The organism is Streptomyces sp. NBC_00335, assembly GCF_036127095.1.
Classification (GTDB): Bacteria; Actinomycetota; Actinomycetes; order Streptomycetales; family Streptomycetaceae; genus Streptomyces.
Genome location: NZ_CP108006.1, coordinates 7492602 through 7510118, shown reverse-complemented (window position 1 = coordinate 7510118; position 17517 = coordinate 7492602). Strand labels below are relative to the sequence as shown.

General features: G+C 72.3%; 12 protein-coding genes. 7 read left to right on the top strand and 5 right to left on the bottom strand.

The window, feature by feature from the left end:
• Positions 1–13: 13 nt before the first annotated feature.
• The 3 genes from OHA37_RS34050 (at position 14) to OHA37_RS34040 (ending at position 3316) form a co-directional block, all read left to right on the top strand.
• Positions 14–1054, top strand: a complete 1041-nt coding sequence (locus OHA37_RS34050; RefSeq protein WP_266911081.1) for an ABC transporter substrate-binding protein — start codon at positions 14–16, stop codon at positions 1052–1054.
• Entirely contained in the window at positions 1054–2148 is a 1095-nt protein-coding gene (locus OHA37_RS34045; RefSeq protein ID WP_266911079.1) for an LLM class flavin-dependent oxidoreductase, read from the top strand. Before OHA37_RS34050 ends, OHA37_RS34045 begins: the two co-directional genes overlap by 1 nt.
• A 109-nt stretch (positions 2149–2257) precedes the next feature.
• On the top strand, positions 2258–3316 hold the full coding sequence (locus OHA37_RS34040; protein ID WP_443046345.1) for an FAD-dependent oxidoreductase: 1059 nt from the start codon (positions 2258–2260) through the stop codon (positions 3314–3316).
• Between the two features lie 15 nt (positions 3317–3331).
• On the opposite strand, the gene mltG is transcribed toward OHA37_RS34040, so the two are convergent.
• Entirely contained in the window at positions 3332–4171 is an 840-nt protein-coding gene (gene mltG, locus OHA37_RS34035; RefSeq protein ID WP_266911075.1) for an endolytic transglycosylase MltG, read from the bottom strand.
• A 63-nt stretch (positions 4172–4234) separates the two neighbouring features.
• A complete protein-coding gene (locus OHA37_RS34030; RefSeq protein WP_266911073.1) occupies positions 4235–6187 on the bottom strand; it encodes an ABC transporter ATP-binding protein in 1953 nt (650 codons plus the stop codon).
• 107 nt (positions 6188–6294) lie between these two features.
• Between OHA37_RS34030 and OHA37_RS34025 the strand changes: the two genes are divergently transcribed.
• A complete protein-coding gene (locus OHA37_RS34025; RefSeq protein WP_266911071.1) occupies positions 6295–6810 on the top strand; it encodes a MarR family winged helix-turn-helix transcriptional regulator in 516 nt (171 codons plus the stop codon).
• A gap of 84 nt (positions 6811–6894) precedes the next feature.
• Positions 6895–9831 (top strand): FAD-binding and (Fe-S)-binding domain-containing protein, encoded by a 2937-nt coding sequence (locus tag OHA37_RS34020; RefSeq protein WP_266911069.1) that lies wholly within the window; start codon positions 6895–6897, stop codon positions 9829–9831.
• Between the two features lie 34 nt (positions 9832–9865).
• Here OHA37_RS34020 and OHA37_RS34015 read toward each other — a convergent pair whose 3' ends face one another.
• Both OHA37_RS34015 and OHA37_RS34010 read right to left on the bottom strand, forming a co-directional pair.
• Entirely contained in the window at positions 9866–11167 is a 1302-nt protein-coding gene (locus tag OHA37_RS34015; protein WP_266911067.1) for a sulfite oxidase, read from the bottom strand.
• A gap of 123 nt (positions 11168–11290) precedes the next feature.
• A complete protein-coding gene (locus OHA37_RS34010) occupies positions 11291–12505 on the bottom strand; it encodes a tryptophan 2,3-dioxygenase family protein (RefSeq protein ID WP_266911065.1) in 1215 nt (404 codons plus the stop codon).
• A 306-nt stretch (positions 12506–12811) separates the two neighbouring features.
• Here OHA37_RS34010 and OHA37_RS34005 point away from each other — a divergent pair, with 306 nt between their 5' ends.
• Positions 12812–14653, top strand: a complete 1842-nt coding sequence (locus OHA37_RS34005; protein WP_266911063.1) for an ABC transporter ATP-binding protein — start codon at positions 12812–12814, stop codon at positions 14651–14653.
• A complete protein-coding gene (locus tag OHA37_RS34000; RefSeq protein WP_266911061.1) occupies positions 14650–16431 on the top strand; it encodes an ABC transporter ATP-binding protein in 1782 nt (593 codons plus the stop codon). Before OHA37_RS34005 ends, OHA37_RS34000 begins: the two co-directional genes overlap by 4 nt.
• Positions 16432–16638: 207 nt before the next feature.
• On the opposite strand, the gene OHA37_RS33995 is transcribed toward OHA37_RS34000, so the two are convergent.
• Positions 16639–17430 (bottom strand): metal-dependent hydrolase, encoded by a 792-nt coding sequence (locus tag OHA37_RS33995; RefSeq protein WP_266911059.1) that lies wholly within the window; start codon positions 17428–17430, stop codon positions 16639–16641.
• Positions 17431–17517: the final 87 nt, after the last annotated feature.

The following is a 17517-nucleotide window of genomic DNA, read 5'->3' as shown; positions in this document are numbered from 1 at the left end:
GAAGAGAAGCGACATGAGACGTCACACCCTGCCCCTGCTCGCCACGCTGATTCCGCTGTCGCTGGTCCTGACCGCCTGCGGTGGAAGTTCGGCCGCGGACACCGGCTCCGGCTCGAAGGACGGCGCCAAGAGCGGCGCCAAGGTCACCCTCAGCGTGGGTGACCAGAAGGGCGGTTACGAGTCGCTGCTGCGGGCCGCCGGTGAACTGGACGAGCTGGACTACGCGATCAAGTGGTCCACCTTCACCTCGGGTCCGCCGCTGCTGGAGGCCGTCAACGCCAAGGCCGTCGACATCGGCGGCGTCGGCAACACCCCGCCCGTCTTCGCCGCCGCGGCGAAGTCGAAGATCACGGTGGTCGCGGCCACCCACGGCTCCTCCAGCGGCGAGGCGATCCTCGTGCCCAAGGGCTCCGCCCTCCAGTCCCCCGCCGAGCTGCGCGGCAAGAAGATCGCGGTGGCGCAGGGCAGTTCGGCGCACTTCCAGCTCATCGCGAGCCTCCAGCAGGCCGGCCTGACCCCGGCCGACGTGCAGATCAGCCTGCTCCAGCCGGCCGACGCACTGGCCGCCTTCAACAGCGGCAAGGTCGACGCCTGGGCGGTCTGGGACCCGTACACCTCCCAGGTGCTGCGCTCCGGCGCCCGCGTGCTGACCACCGGCGAGGGGGTCGTCAACGGGCTCGGCTTCCAGGTGGCGGCGCCCGGCGCGCTGGCGGACGAGGGCAAGAGCAAGGCCATCGGGGACTACCTGCTGCGCCTCCAGCGCGCCCAGGAGTGGGTGTTCAAGCACCCGGAGGAGTGGGCCAAGGTCTGGTCGAAGGAGACCGGGCTGCCGTACGAGGTGGCCTTCGACGCCGTGAAGCGCAGCAACGGCACCCGGGTCCCGGTGGCCGTGGACGATGCGGCGGTGGCCTCCGAGCAGAAGATCGCCGACACCTTCACCGAGCTGAAGCTGATCCCGGGCAAGGTCGTCTTCAAGGACTTCGTGGACACCCGCTTCAACGGGAACCTGCCGCCCTCCACCACCCCCGCGCGCACGTACGGGAAGGACTCCTGATGACGGTACGACTGCACTGGTTCCTGCCGACCGGCGGCGACGGCCGCACCCTGGTCGACCGGCACGCCTACGCCAACAACCATGCCGCCGCCGGGGTGCGCGAGCCCGACATCGAGTACCTCGCGCAGATCGCGAAGGCGGCCGAGCGGCTCGGCTTCGAGGCGGTGCTGACCCCGACCGGCACCTGGTGCGAGGACGCCTGGCTGACGACGGTGGCACTCGCGCAGCACACCGAGCGGCTGAAGTTCCTGGTGGCCTTCCGGCCGGGGGTGATCTCGCCGACGCTGGCCGCCCAGATGGCGGCCACCTACCAGCGGATCACGCGCGGGCGGCTGCTGCTCAACGTGGTGACGGGCGGCGACTCGGCGGAGCAGCGGCGGTTCGGCGACCACCTGGGCCACGATCTCCGCTACGCGCGCACGGCCGAGTTCCTCTCGGTCGTACGGGGCGTCTGGGGCGGTCAGCCCTTCGACTTCCACGGCGAGCACTACCGGATCGACGGCGGGCTGACGGCGCTGCCGCCCGACCCGCTGCCGGAAATCTTCTTCGGCGGGTCCTCGGCCGCGGCGGGCCCGGTGGCCGCCGAACACGCGGACGTGTACCTGACGTGGGGCGAGCGGCCGCAGGAGGTGAAGGAGAAGATCGACTGGATCCGTTCGCTGGCCGAGGAGCGGGGCCGGACGGTGAAGTTCGGCATCCGGCTGCACACCATCTCCCGGGACTCGGCGAAGGAGGCCTGGGCGGCTGCGGACCGGCTGCTCGGCGACCTGGACGACGCGTCCATCGCCACGGCGCAGGCGGCGCTGGGCGCGAGCGAGTCGGTCGGGCAGCAGCGGATGCTGGCCCTGCACGGCGGCTCGCGCGACAAGCTGGAGATCTCCCCGAACCTGTGGGCCGGGGTCGGGCTGGTGCGCGGCGGCGCCGGCACCGCTCTGGTCGGCAGCCACGGGGACGTGGCGGACCGGATCGAGGAGTACCACGCGCTCGGGATCGAGAACTTCGTGCTGTCGGGCTACCCGCACCTGGAGGAGGCGTACTGGTTCGGCGAGGGGGTCACTCCGGAGCTCGCGGCACGCGGGCTGCTCGCGCGCTGAGCCGGGGGCCGGGGGCCGAGATCTCCCCGGCTCCGGCTCCGGCTCCGGCTCCGGCTCCGGGAAGATCTCGGCGCGACTCCCAGTTGGTAGAACCGTGAACGAATTCGCGGTGCAGGACGTGGACGTGGTGGTCGTGGGCGCGGGGCAGGCCGGCCTGTCCGGCGCCTACCACCTGGCGCGGGCGGGGATCGACCACGTGGTCCTGGACCACGCGCCGCGCCCGGGCGGCGCCTGGCAGTTCCGCTGGCCCTCGCTCACCTACGGCAAGGTCCACGGCATGCACGCGCTGCCCGGGATGGAACTCACCGGCGCCGATCCGCTGCGTCCGTCCTCCGAGGTGATCGCGGAGTACTTCGCGGCCTACGAGGACCGCTTCGACCTGCGCGTACGCCGCCCCGTGGACGTCACCGCCGTACGCGACGGGGCGGACCGCCGGCTGCTGGTGGAATCCGCGACCGGGACCTGGTCGGCGCGGGCGCTGATCAACGCCACCGGGACCTGGGACCGGCCGTTCTGGCCGCGCTATCCCGGGCAGGAACTCTTCCGGGGCCGCCAGCTGCACACGGCGAACTACCCGGGGCCGGCCGAGTTCGCCGGAGCCCGGGTCATCGTGGTGGGCGGCGGCACCTCGGCGGTGCAGCACCTGCTGGAGATCGCCGAGGTGGCTGCGGAGACGACCTGGGTCACCCGCCGGCCCCCGGTGTTCCGCGACGGGAGCTTCGGCGAGGAGCAGGGTCGCGCGGCGGTGGCCCTGGTGGAGGACCGGGTACGGCAGGGCTTGCCGCCCCGGAGCGTGGTCAGCGTCACCGGGCTGCCGCTGAACGAGGCCGTCCGGGGCGGACTGGAGTCGGGGGTCCTGGACCGCCGGCCGATGTTCGACCACCTCACGAGGACGGGAGCCGCCTGGCCGGACGGCAGCGGGGTCGAAGCGGACGTGATCCTGTGGGCCACCGGCTTCCGCCCGGCCATCGACCACCTGGCTCCGCTGCGCCTGCGCGAGCCGGGCGGCGGCATCCGGCTCGACGGCACCCGAGCGGTGCGCGACGAGCGGATCCACTTGGTCGGCTACGGACCTTCGGCATCGACCATCGGCGCCAACCGCGCCGGCGGCGCCGCGGCCCGGGAGATCCACCGCCTGCTCACCCGCACCCGGGCGGGCATCCGCTAGACCGTCTCCTTCGGATCAGGTGGCGCGCGAGGCCGCCCGGATCCGGTTGAACTCGGCCACGTGCCGCTTGTGCTCCTCGTACGTCGCCGAGAAGCGGGTGTCTCCCTGCTTCACGGTGACGAAGAACAGCCAGTCCCCGGGTGTCGGGGCCACCGCGGCCGCCATGGCCTGCAGGCCGGGGCTGTCGATCGGAGTGGGCGGCAGTCCCTGGCGCTCGTACGTGTTGAAGGGGCTGTCGATCTTCGTCTCGCTCAGCTTGGTGTCCACCGTGGAGCGGTTCAGCGCGTAGTTGATGGTGGAGTCCATCTGGAGCGGCATCGATTTCGCCAGCCGGTTGTGGACCACCCGGGCGACCTTGCCCATGTCCCCGCGGGTCTCGGCCTCCGCCTCGATGATGCTCGCGAGGGTGGCCGTCTGGTACGGGGTCATCCCGTGGGCCTTGCCGCCGTCCGCGACGGCCTTGGTGGCGAGGCTCTTGTTGGCCGTCTCGACCATGTAGGTGAGCAGCGAGGCCGGGGTGGACTTCGAGGTCACCGGATAGGTGGCCGGGAAGAGGTACCCCTCCGGATTGCCCTTCGCCTCGGCGGGCAGGGGCAGGACGGCCGCGGCGGCCGCGGCCTTGGCGGAGCCGGCCGGGAGCTTCAGTTCGCGGTCGATGGCGGCGTAGACCTGCGGGGCCCGCCAGCCCTCGGGGATCAGCAACTGGCGCGGCTTCTCGGGCGGTTCCTCGCCGGGAAACAGCGGGATCAGGAGGGCTGCCCCGAGTCCCAGGGCGGTTCCGAGGAAGAGCGCCAGCCTGCCCCGGCGGGTGAGCCGGGAACGGCGCGGTGACGGCGGCCGGTTCTCATGAGGCATGCGGGCACGCTAACCCGCGAACCACCGGATTCCCGACATCCGACCCGTGTGCCGGTCATACGATCACACGTTCACCGGGGTCGGCTCGGTGCCGCGCAGGGTGTCCGGCTTGAACGTCCCGGGCTTGAGCAGATCCGCCTTGCGCATCTCGGAACCGAGCGCCCCGGCAAGGAGCCCCTCGGACGCCGGAGTCTCCGGCTTGAGGGCACTCTCCCGGTCGCGCCGGACGAGGGCGGCGTACCGGCCGTCGGCCTTCAGCAGTTCCTCGTGGGTGCCGCGCTCCGCGATCCGGCCTCCGTCGAGCACCACGATCTGGTCGGCGTCACGGACGGTGGAGAGGCGGTGGGCGATGGTGATGGTGGTGCGGCCCTGGGAGAGGTTGTCGATGGCGCGCTGCACGGCGTGCTCGGTGCGGGTGTCCAGCGCGCTGGTGGCCTCGTCGAGGATGAGCACCGGCGGGTCGCGCAGGATGGTGCGGGCGATGGCCAGACGCTGCTTCTCTCCGCCGGAGAACCGGTAGCCGCGCTCCCCGACCAGGGTGTCGTACCCGTCCGGCAGGGACTCGATGTGATCGTGGATCTGGGCCGCGCGCGCCGCCTGCGCTATCTCCTCGTCGGTGGCGTCGGGCTTGGCGAAGCGCAGGTTGTCGGCGACGGAGGCGTGGAAGAGGTACGTCTCCTGGGAGACCACGCCGATGGAGCGGGCCAGGGAGTCGAAGTCGAGGTCGCGCACGTCCACGCCGTCGAGGGCGACCCGGCCGCCGGTGACGTCGTAGAGCCGGGGCACGAGGTAGCTCAGCGTGCTCTTGCCGGATCCCGTCGGGCCGACCACCGCGAGGGAACCGCCGGCCGGGACCGTGATGTCGATGCCCGTCAGCGTGGGGCCGCTCTTGGTGTCGTAGGCGAAGTGGACGTCCTCCAGTCGGACTTCGCCCTTGGCGCGGTCCAGGCGGACGGGGTCCTCGCGCTCGGTGATGTCCACCGGCAGGTCGAGGTACTCGAAGATGCGGGCGAAGAGCGCCAGCGAGGTCTGGATCTGGACGCCGGTCGACAACAGGCTCACGGCGGGCCGGAACAGGCCCTGCTGGAGGGTGACGAAGGCGACGAGGGTGCCGACCGAGAGCGAGGGGGCTCCGGTCTGCAGGGCTATGCCGGCCGCCCAGTAGATGAGCGCGGGCATGGCGGCCATGACGATGCCGATGGTGGACATCCGCCAGCGCCCGGCCATGCTGGAGCGCACTTCGAGGTCGACGAGCTTCTCGGACTCCTCCGCGAAGGAGGTGGTGAGCGAATCGGCGCGGCCCATCGTGCGGCCGAGCAGGATGCCGCTGACCGACAGGGACTCGGTGACCGTCGCGGCCATGGCGGCCATCTGCTTCTGGCGCTGCGCGGTGATCTTCTTGCGCTCGCCGCCGACCCGACGGCTGATCCACACGAAGACGGGCAGCAGGGCGAGCGAGACGAGCGTGAGCCGCCAGTCGAGCGCGAGCATCGCGACGACGGAGGCGATGACGGCCGTCGCGTTCGAGACGAGGGAGGTCGCCGTGGAGGTGACCGTGGCCTGCATGCCGCCGATGTCGTTGGCGATGCGGGACTGCACCTCGCCGGTGCGCGTGCGAGTGAAGAACGACAGCGGCATCCGCTGGAGCTGGGCGTAGACGGCGGTGCGCAGATCGTGCATGACGCGCTGGCCGACGGTGGTGGATATCAGGGTCTGGAGCACGCCGAAGATGCTGGTGACGACCGCGGTCGCGATCATGCCGAGGGCGAGCAGGCTGAGCAGCCCGGTACGGCCCTGCGGGATCGCTACGTCGAGGACCTCCTTGAGCAGGAAGGGAGTGGCGACTCCGACCAGCGAGGAGGCGGCGACCAGCACGCCGACGACGGCGAGACGGCCCCGGTAGGGCCGGAAGAGGCCGACGATGCGGCGCAGCTCACGCGGCCGCTCGTCCGGGGCGGGGCCGCTGGGGTCGAGGGATTCTTTCGAGGGTTCCCACTCGGGTTCTTTGGGGCGCATGGGCCTCCTTCATGACAGGTGACGAGACTCGAATGAGCATAGCTCATTGTTACCTATACTCACAATGAATCTGGTCCTGATATCGTTCCCATTATGAGGACCGCAGCATGAGCACCGCTTCCGAGACCGACAGCGTCCGGACGGCCGAGAGCACCGACGGCACCGACTCCGCCGGCACCACCGACACCACCGACGGCGTGCTCGCCGAGCAGCTGCTCCGCCTGACCCGGCGGCTCCACCGCATCCAGAAGCGCCATCTGGAGCCGCTCGGCATCACCCCGGCCCAGTCCCGGCTGCTGCGCACCGTCGCCCACCTCTCCACGGTGCGCCCGCCCCGGATGGCGGACCTCGCCGCCCGCCTGGAAGTGGTGCCCCGCGCCGTGACCACGCTGGTCGACGGCCTGGAGAGCGCCGACTGCGTCCGCCGCGTGCCCGACCCGGAGAACCGCCGTGTCATAAGGATCGAGCTCACCGACACCGGCCGCGCCACGCTGCGCCGCCTGCGCAACGCGCGAACCGGCGCCGCAGAGGAGATCCTGGCTCCATTGACCGCCGATCAGCGCGAGGTGCTCGGCGGCCTGCTGAACGCTCTGGCGGACGCTCCGGCGGAGCACGGCTGCTGATGGGCGACGGTCCGGCCGGGACAGGGCCGGAGCTGCGCCGAACGAGTGAGAACGACCGACACGGCGCGAGTTGAGGGGCTGCAGATGCCACTGCTGGAACCGAAGCCGGGGGCCCTGCGCCCGCGCACCATCAGTGGCCCCGCCCCCGACCGGGTGCCCGACCGCGCCTCGACGGGCACCCCCGAGCCGCTGCGCAGCGAGCTGGCCGAGCTGCTGGGCGCCGACAAGGTGCTCTCGGGTGTCTCCGACCTCGTCCGCTACGCCTCCGACGCCTCCCCGTACCGATTCCTGCCGCAGGTCGTCGTGATCGCGGAGGACATCGACGACGTCTCCGCCGTCCTGTCCTACGCCCACGGCAAGCAGCGCGAGGTGGTCTTCCGGGCCGCCGGGACCTCGCTCAACGGCCAGGCCCAGGGCGAGGACATCCTCGTCGACGTCCGCCGCCACTGGGCCGGGGTCGAGGTGCTGGAGGAGGGCCTGCGGGCGCGGATCCAGCCCGGCACCACCGTCGTGCGCGCCAACGCCGCGCTCGCCCGCCACGGCCGCGTCCTGGGCCCGGACCCGGCCAGCGCCATCGCCTGCACCCTCGGCGGAGTCGTCGCGAACAACGCCTCCGGCATGACCGCGGGCACCACGAGGAACTCGTACCGCACCCTGTCCTCCCTCACCTTCGTCCTGCCGAGCGGCACCGTCGTGGACACCGCCGACCCGCTCGCCGACGAGGAGCTGGCGCACGCCGAGCCCGCCCTGTGCCACGGCCTGATGGAGATCAAGAAGGAGATCGAGGCCGATCCGGAGCTCGTCGCCCGCATCCGGGCCAAGTACGAGATCAAGAACACCACCGGTTACCGCCTCGACGCCTACCTCGACGGCGCCACCCCCGTGGAGATCCTGCGCGGGCTGATGGTCGGCTCCGAGGGCACCCTCGGCTTCATCGCCGAGGTCGTCTTCGACACCCTGCCGCTGGACCGCGAGCTCACCAGCGCCCTGCTCTTCTTCCCCTCGCTGCCCGCCGCGGCCGCCGCCGTACCGCTCTTCAACGAGGCGGGGGCGCTGGCCGTCGAGCTGATGGACGGCAACACCCTGCGTGCCTCGGTGAGCGTCGCGGGCGTCCCCGCCGACTGGGCCGGACTGCCCAAGGACACCACCGCGCTGCTGGTGGAGTTCCGGGCCCCCGACGAGGCCGGCCGCGCGGAGTACGAGCGGCGGGCCGCCGGGGTGCTGGCCGGGCTGGACCTGGTGGCCCCGGTGGCCTCGGTGACCAATGCCTTCACCCGCGACGCCAAGATCATCTCGGGCTACTGGAAGGCCCGCAAGGCCTTCGTCACCGCCGTCGGCGGCGCCCGCGCCTCCGGCACCACCCTGATCACCGAGGACTTCGCGGTCCCCCCGTCCCGGCTGGCCGAGGCCTGCGAGGCCCTGCTCGAACTCCAGGCGGAGCACGGCTTCGACGCCGCCGTCGCGGGCCACGCCGCCCACGGCAACCTGCACTTCCTGCTCGCCTTCGACGCCGCCCGGCCCGCGGACGTGGAGCGGTACGCCGCGTTCATGGAGGCCTTCTGCCGGCTCACCGTGGAGCGCTTCGACGGCTCGCTGAAGGCCGAGCACTCCACCGGCCGCAACATGGCCCCCTTCCTGGAGCTGGAGTGGGGGCCCCGGGCCACCGAGATGATGTGGCGCACCAAACGGGTCATCGACCCCGACCTGGTCCTCGCCCCGCGGATCCTGCTGGACCGCGACCCGAAGGCGCACCTGCGCGGCCTCAAGACGATCCCGCAGGTGGAGGCCGTCGCCGACCCCTGCATCGAGTGCGGGTTCTGCGAACCGACCTGCCCCAGCGAGGACCTGACGACCACCCCGCGCCAGCGGATCGTGCTGCGCCGGGAGATGATGCGCCAGCAGCCCGGCTCCCCCGTGCTCGACGGTCTGCTCGACGCCTACGGGTACGACGCCGTGGACACCTGCGCCGGCGACTCCACCTGCAAGCTCGCCTGCCCCGTCGGCATCGACACCGGCGCCCTGATGAAGGACTTCCGCCACCGCCGGCACAGCCCGCGCGAGGAGCGCGCGGCCGAGCTGGCCGCCCTTCGGTTCGGCGCCGTCGAGGTGGCCGCGCGGCTGGCCGTGGCCGCCGCCGACAAGATCACCGACGTCGTCGGGGACCGGATCCTGCAGGCCGTGACGGGGGCCGCGCGCAAGGCCGTACGGCCCGACCTGGTTCCGGAGTGGCTGCCGCAGGTCCCCGGCGCCGCGGCCGGCAAGCTGCCCGCCACCCGGCGTGTGGGCGCCGCCGCGGTGTACTACCCGGCCTGCGTCAACCGGATCTTCGGCGGCCCCGAAGGCCGGCCCGGTCCCTCCCTTCCGGAGGCCGTGGTGGCGGTGTCGGAGCGCGCCGGAAGACCGGTGTGGATCCCCGGGGACGTCAGGGGAACCTGCTGCGCGACGATCTGGCACTCCAAGGGGTACGACGCCGGCAACCGCGTGATGGCCAACCGGATCGTGGAGGCCGCCTGGGGCTGGACGGCCGGCGGGCGGCTGCCGCTGGTGGTGGACGCGTCCTCCTGCACCCTGGGCATCGCGCACGAGGTGGTCCCGTACCTGACCGACGACAATCGCGCACTCCACGCCGAGCTGCGGATCGTCGACTCCGTCGTCTGGGCGGCCGAGGAGCTGCTGCCACACCTGGAGGTCCGCCGGACGGTGGGCTCGGCGGTGCTCCACCCCACCTGTTCGATGCGGCACCTGGACGACGAGGCGCAGCTGCGGGCGGTGGCCGAGGCCTGCGCCGACGAGGTGGTGGTCCCGTACGACGCGGGGTGCTGCGCCTTCGCGGGCGACCGCGGCATGCTGCACCCGGAGCTGACGGAGTCGGCGACGGCGCGCGAGGCGGCCGAGGTGACATCGCGGGAGTTCGACGCACACCTGTCGGCGAACCGGATGTGCGAGGTGGGCATGGACCGTGCCACGGGCCGCAGCTACTACTCGGCCCTGCTGGAACTGGAGCGCGCCACCCGCCCCTAGGGCGTGTCCGTCGAATCCCGCCAGGCCGCTCCGGTCAGACCACGGTCACCTGGTGGTGTACCACCGCGTCGAACAGGTAGCCCTGCGTGTTGTGGGGCGTGGTCGTCGGCTGGGTCCGTCCGGTGGCGTCGGTGGCCCGGGCCAGCAGCGCGGTCGGACCGGTGGCCCGCGGGGTCCACGGCAGGGACCAGCGCACCCAGCTGCCCCGGCGCGGGGCGTCGTGCAGCCGGGCCCGCTGCCAGCGGACCCCGCCGTCGGTGCTGACCTCCACCCGGTGCACGGGTGCCGCTCCCGACCACGAGCGCCCGGTCAGCAGCCGCGGCCGGTGGGCGGACACGGTGGCACCGTGCTCCAGCTCGAAAGCGCTCTTGAGGGTCTGGCGGGTCAGCGGGGCGCTGCCCTGCGGTGGCTGGTCGGGCCCGAACAGCCGGTACAGGTCGGTGTTCCACGGTGTGTAGAGGGGCTGCCCGCTCACCTCGATGTCCCCGACCCACTTGATCGAGGAGATCCCGATCCAGTTCGGTACGACCACGCGGACCGGCCCGCCGTGGTCGGGCGGCAGCGGCTCGCCGTTCATCTCGTACGCGAGGATCACGTCGTCGAGGGCCTTGGAGACGGGCAGCGGGCGCCGCACCCGGCCCAGGTTCACCCCGTTCGTGACGACCTCGTCGTCCAGCCCGCGGGGCAGTACGTCCACGGCCCCGCGGGTCAGGCCCGCCAGCCTCAGGACGTCGGACAGCCGGGCGCCGCGCCAGCGTGCCACACCGATCGCGCCGAGGGTCCACGCGGTGCCGGTCACTTGCTGGCCCTGCTGGGTGGTGTAGAAGCTCCGGCCGTTGCCCGCGCACTCGATGAACAGGGTCCGCTCGACCGCCGGCAGCGCGCGCAGCCGGTCGTAGGAGAACTCGACCGGTCCGCCGGTCAGGGCGTCGCCCCACACCTTCAGCCGCCAGTCGTGCGCGTCGAGGCGCGGGGTGACGGTGTGGTTGCGTACGAAGAACCGGTCGAGGGGGGTCAGGGGGCCCGTGCCCCGCAGGGCGGCGAAGTTCGTCTCCGCGTTGGTTCCCCGGATGGTGAACAGCTCGGGCGGCAGCGGCTTCACGGTCCCGGGCGCCGCAGCGGCGACGGCTCCGGCGGCTCCGGTCCCGGCCGCGCCCGTTGCGGAGGCTCCGGCGGTTCCGGCGGCGCCCAGGCCCAGAGAGCCGGCCGCGGTCCCCGCCGCGAACAGTTTGAGCAGGTCGCGGCGGTCCACCCCGCGGGAGCGGGCGCGGCCGCGCGCCCACTGCCGCAGGCGCGTGCGGTCGTACTGGCTCTCGTCCGACAGGTCGAGGGGCATGGCGGGACACTCCTTGGTCGTGATTCCCGACGGACCGTAGAAGCCCGGCCCCACCTGCGGGAACCTCCTCGTCCCGATGGCCACGAACCTGCAACACGCCCGCAATGACGGACGGTTCACCCGTCAGGGGCTGGTGTCCAGTTCCCAGAACAGCCGGTTCCCCAGGCATTGCGTCAGGTAGGGGACGCCGTCGGTGTAGCCCGATCCATGGGCGTCGCCGAGCATGCGCGCGGCGAGCCCGCGATGCGCCGACTTCCACCGCTGGTGCACGCCCTCCAGCCGGCTGATCGCCATGTCGAGGCGGTTCCACCGCGTCCGGTCGACATGCCCCTCGTCGCGGAGGTCGAGATAGGCCCGGGTGATGGTGTCGTGTCCGGGATCTTCGACCTCGGCCCGTACGGCGGGCACGCTCGTGAATGCGGACGACTGCAGGCGCGGTGCGGGCGGAACACCGCACAGGCTCTCGAACCGTTTGTACTGTTCGGACTGAATGGCGCTGGCACCCTGGGTGTACTGCCGGAAGGCGGAGAACTGCTCCGCCCTCATCGTGGCCACCACGCGGAAGAGCGTCGCGGCCCGCTCGAACATCACGACCGCGTGGTCCATCGGTTCCGCGGCCCCTTCCGGATTCCCTGCGCGCAGCTCCCCGATCGCCTTCTTCATCGCTGCCGCTATTGCGGTGAAATGCATTTCGTGGGTCTGGAGGGCGCGGATGAAGAAGTATTCGTCATGGACGACGTAGACAGGCTGGACGGTGACGTCGAACCACCGGGCGCAATCCGTCTCCGGCGGCCGGGGCAGGCGATCGACCAGGCCTTCGAGGCGGGACCGGGGAGTGTCGGCCAGCCGCGACGGAAGGTCGTCGGCCTCCGATCGACCGAGCCCCGTCGTCACGAGCCGCAAGGCGTGCCTCAACCGGGTGTTCAGCGTCGCCGCGTCCGGCCGGTCCCGCCCGGGCTCCTCGGGCGACCCGGCCGCCGCCTCGCTCTCGAAACGCACCACGTCGGCCATCAGCAGGGTCGACATCCGGTCCGCGCTCAGCGCGGCGTGCCGGTCGTCCATGAAGAGCTCCAGGAGCGGCAGCGCGAGGTAGGTGCGGTTCTGGAAACGTCCCTCGTGCTTGTCGAGGGCGCAGTCGAGAAAGGCGCCGAGGAACGGGCGGTTCGCCCCGTGCCGCCGCCTGATGTCACTCAACCGGAGGAGCGTCTCATTCGAAATGAAATGCTTCCCTGTCCGCCGCACGTGTTCCGTCACGGACCGGGCAAGGGAGATGCCGTCGTGTTCCTGCGGCATTCGGTCAGCGGCCGCCCAGCGCTCGATCTCGGGGTTCGTCGCCATTCGTCTCTCCCAAGCCGTCATGCGGAGTGAAGGTCGCTTTCCACTAGGCATGATCGAAGGACCGGACGTCATGTCTCGGGAATTCGTGCCTTGACAGCGGATACCGAACCCGCTTCGACGCGCCCGGCCGCCGATCCGGCGCCTCCGGGCCGGGCCCGGGGGGAGGAGGACGTCGGGTTCCGGCTCGCTCGCGGGTGAGCAGACCCTGCTGCGAAGAGCTGCGGCCAACGGAAAATCGATTGCCCCGGACCGGTCCAGAACGCGAACCTTGCACGGTTTGGAACACTCGACCAGTCATGGGGCGTCATGCAGATCAGCGATCTTCCGTATCCGGATCCAGGGGTACCCGACGCTCGCTCCGGCCCCCGGTTCCTCTGGTGGCTGGGTCGGGGCCAGCTCGGCGGCCAGGCCAAAAGCCTGGGCTGGGGGCTGCTCCACTTCGGCGGCATCGCGGGCCTGCCGTACACCGTGGGGCTGGGCATCGACGCGGTCGTGGACCGCGACGGCGACCGGCTCCTGTGGGTCGGCGGTCTGATCGCGCTGCTCGGCATCGCGATCTCGCTCGGCGACGCGATGCTGCACCGCACGGCCGTCACCAACTGGATCACCGCCGCCGCGCGGGTCCAGCAGCTGCTCGCCCGCAAGACCGCCGAGCTGGGCTCCGCCCTGACCCGGCGGGTCGCGGCGGGTGAGGTGGTGGCCGTCTCCACGGGCGATGTGGAGAAGATCGGCTGGTTCGTCGAGGCGGTCTCCCGCTTCCTGGCCGCAGCCCTGACCCTGGTCATCGGCTGTGTCGTCCTGCTGTTCTACGCGCCCACCATCGGCGTGGTCGTGGCCCTCGGCATGCCGGTGCTGGCCCTGGCCGTCCTGCCGCTGCTGCCGCGCGCCACCCAGCGCGCCGACCTCCAGCGGGAGAAGGCGGGCAAGGCCACCGAACTGGCCTCCGACACCGTGGCGGGGCTGCGGGTCCTGCGCGGCATCGGCGGCGAGGAACTCTTCCTCGGCCGCTACCGCGAGGCCTCGCAGCAGGTCCGCGAAGCGGCCGTGCACAGTGCCCGAATGTGGGCCCTGATCTCCGCGATCCAGGTGCTGCTGCCGGGAGCGCTGCTGGTCACGGTGGTCTGGTACGGGGCCGCGCTCGTACTGGACGGCCGGCTGGACGTCGGCGAACTCGTCGCCGCCTTCAGCGCGGTGGCGACCATGCTCTACCCGCTACGGCACTTCGAGGAGATCGCGATGGCGTACTCCTTCTCGCGCCCCTCCGCCAAGCGGGCGGCGCGGGTGCTGTCGCTGACGCGGACCGACGCGAAGCCGGAGGCGGATGCCGGTGCGCAGGCCGCGGAGACCGTGGTCTCCACCGGAGTCCCCCGTCCCCCGGCCCCCGGCGCGGACCTGTACGACCCGGAGACCGGGCTGCTGGTCCCGGCGGGCCGGCTCACCGCCGTGGTGTGCGGGGACCCCGACCTGGCGGGCCGGCTCGCGGAGCGCCTGGGCGGGCATCCGATGGACGCCGCGGCCGGGCCCTCCGTCCTGCTGGGCGGGGTCGCGCTGGACGAGCTCGCGCTGGACACCGCGCGCACGCTGGTCCTCGTACAGGACAAGGATCCGGTCCTGCTCTCGGGGACGCTGCGGGAGCTGTTCGACGTACCGGCGTCCGGGGCGGTCCAGGCGCCGGCGGCGCTCGCCGCGGCCCAGTGCACGGACGTACTGGACGCCCTGCTGCAGTCCGCCCCGGACGGCGTGGACGACCCGATGGACGCCAGGATCACCGAACGCGGCCGCTCTCTGTCCGGCGGGCAGCGCCAGCGGCTGGCGCTGGCGCGGTCCCTGGTCACCGATCCCGAGGTGCTGGTGCTGGACGAGCCGACCTCGGCGGTGGACTCACACACCGAAGCCCGGATCGCGGACGGGATCTCGGCCCTGCGCGCCGGTCGCACGACGGTGGTACTGGCGTCCTCGCCGCTGCTGCTGGACCGCGCCGACCGGGTCGTCCTGATCCACGAGGGCAAGGCGGTGGCGAGCGGCACGCACCGGGAGCTGCTGCACGGCGACCCGCGCTACCGGGCGGTCGTCACCCGCGAGACCGAGGAAGAACAGCGGCTCCCGCGGCTGGAATCCGTACTGACCGAGATCGAGGAATCCGCATGATCGGCGTGGCACCGCCGCAATACGATCCGGCCGCCCCGGAAACGGCCGCGACCCTGCCCGTGGGCAGCTCCGCGACCGTACGGGGCTACGTGCGCGGCCTGTTCCGCCGCCACCGGCGGGCCTTCCTGGTCCTGGTGGGGGTCAACACGGTCGCGGTGATCGCCTCCATGGTCGGCCCGTACCTGCTGGGCCAGGTCGTGGACCGGCTCTCGGAAGGGGCCCGCGAACTCCATCTGGGCCGGGTGGGCCTGCTGTTCGCCCTGGCGCTCGGCATCCAGACCGTGTTCGTGCGGCTCGTCCGGCTGCGCGGGGCGATGCTCGGCGAGGAGATGCTGGCCGATCTGCGCGAGGACTTCCTCGTCCGGTCGGTCGGCCTGCCGCCGGGCGTGCTGGAGCGCGCCGGAACCGGTGACCTGCTGTCGCGGATCACCACCGACATCGACCGGCTGGCCAACGCGATGCGCGAGGCCGTGCCGCAGCTGGCCATCGGCGTGGTCTGGGCGGGACTGCTCTACGGGGCGCTCGCCGTGACCGCGCCGCCGCTGGCGCTGGCCGCGCTGGTGGCGCTGCCGGTGCTGGTGATCGGCTGCCGCTGGTACTTCAAGCGGGCGCCCCGGGCCTACCGTTCCGAAGCGGCCGGGTACGCGGCGGTCGCCGCCGTGCTCACCGAGACGGTGGACGCGGGCCGCACCGTCGAGGCGCACCGCCTCGGCGGGCGCCGGATCGAGCTGTCGGAGCGGCGGATCAAGGAGTGGACGGCGTGGGAGCGGTACACGCTGTTCCTGCGGACGGTCCTCTTCCCCGTCGTCAACGTCACCTACGTGACGATCCTCGGCTCGGTGCTGATGATCGGCGGGTACTGCGTGATCCAGGGCTGGATGTCGGTGGGGCAGCTGACCACGGGCGCCCTGCTCGCGCAGATGATGGTCGATCCGATCGGCCTGATCCTGCGCTGGTACGACGAACTGCAGATCGCGCAGGTCTCGCTGGCCCGGCTGGTCGGCGTACGGGAGATCGAGCCGGACGCGGGCGACGCGGGCGTCGCCCCGGACGGCAGGGCCGTCCGGGCGGACCAGGTGCACTTCGGGTACCGCGAGGGCGTCGACGTACTGCACCAGGTGTCGATGTCGGTGCCGCCGGGCACCCGGATGGCCCTGGTCGGGCCCTCGGGCGCCGGCAAGTCCACGCTGGGCCGGCTCCTGGCGGGCATCTACGCGCCGCGAACCGGTGAGATCACCCTCGGCGGGGCGCGGCTGTCGCAGATGCCGGCGGAGCGGGTGCGCGAGCACGTGGCCCTGGTCAACCAGGAACACCACGTGTTCGTGGGCTCCCTGCGTGACAACCTGCGCCTGGCGCGCACGGAGGCCGCTGACGCCGAGCTGTGGGCGGCGCTCGGCGCGGTCGACGCGGAGGACTGGGCGCGGGCGCTGGACGCCGGTCTGGACACCGAGGTCGGCTCGGGCGCCGCGGCGCTGACTCCGGCGCAGGCGCAGCAGATCGCGCTGGCCCGGCTGGTGCTGGCCGATCCGCACACGCTCGTCCTGGACGAGGCCACCTCGTTGCTGGACCCGCGCGCGGCCCGGCACTTGGAGCGCTCGCTGGCCCGGGTGCTGGACGGCCGCACGGTGATCGCGATCGCGCACCGGTTGCACACCGCGCACGACGCTGACGTGATCGCCGTGGTCGAGGCAGGCCGCATCACGGAGCTCGGCTCGCACGACGCCCTGGTCGAGGCCGACGGCGCGTACGCCGCCCTGTGGCGCTCCTGGCACGGCTGACCGGCGCCGCGCCGCCTGGCCCTGGACCCGTCTACGTGGTCCAGGGCAGGCGGACGGCCTCGATCTCGGAGTCACGGAGCAGCGCTTCGACCAGGCCTAGAGGGCGTGCGCGTCCCCGAGCCGGCCCGCGCGGACGTGGAGGTTGTCGAAGTCGCGGAACCGGACTGGGGTGACGGCGCCGATGGCGATGGCCGCCTTCGGCCGGCCTCAGAAGAAGCCGAGGGCCGAGGCTCCGCCGACTCCGCCGAGGAGCATGAAGACGGGCATCAGGACCTTCAGCTCCACCCAGCTGCCGGCACGGAAGCGCATCATCTTCGGCGGGCCGATCGGGTACCAGCGCTTGCCCGCGATGGGCAGGGGCCACAGGACCGGGCAGCCGGAGACGGTCAGGGCGTCGCCGATGTCGTGGACCAGGGCGCCCAGCACGATCGGGATGCCGAGCCACAGGTATTCCTGGCCGGGGGCGGTGAAGAGCCAGTCGGAGCCGTTGCCGGGCTGGTCGAGGACGCCGGCCAGTATCCAGGCGCTGGTTGCGCCGAGCAGCCAGACCAGGACGTCGCTGGACATGCGGGCGGCCCGCCACAGCAGGCCTTCGACGGCGAGGACCAGGTGGATGAAGAGGAGGGCGAGGACGCCCCACCGGTCCGTGGTGACGGCGATCGCGGAGGAGCCGGCGCCGATCAGGACGGCCCAGACCCACGTGTGGGTCAGGGTGCGGTGGCCTCCGGTGCGGCGGGCGTCGCGCGGGGACCGGGTGGCCTTGTAGACCCCGTAGGAGATCTTGTCGACCACCTCGCACAGGACCCGGGAGAGCGGGCCGAAGGCGCGGGAGATCGTCGCCGACTTGTGGTCCAGGTCGGGGGCGAGGGCGGCTCCGGCGCAGATGAGCGCGCCGACGACGAGGACGGGCCAGGGCATCGGGTGTCCGTAAGCGGCCGCCGCGGCGCCCACCCCCAGCCAGGCCGCTGCCCCGGACAGTGAGTGCGCCGGACCCATCATGGTCGTTCCCCGCCCCGGTGGTGTGCTGGTCGGGCCCTGTTGACGGTGTCGTTCGGGCCGCATCGACGGCACAGCGTACCGTCGATG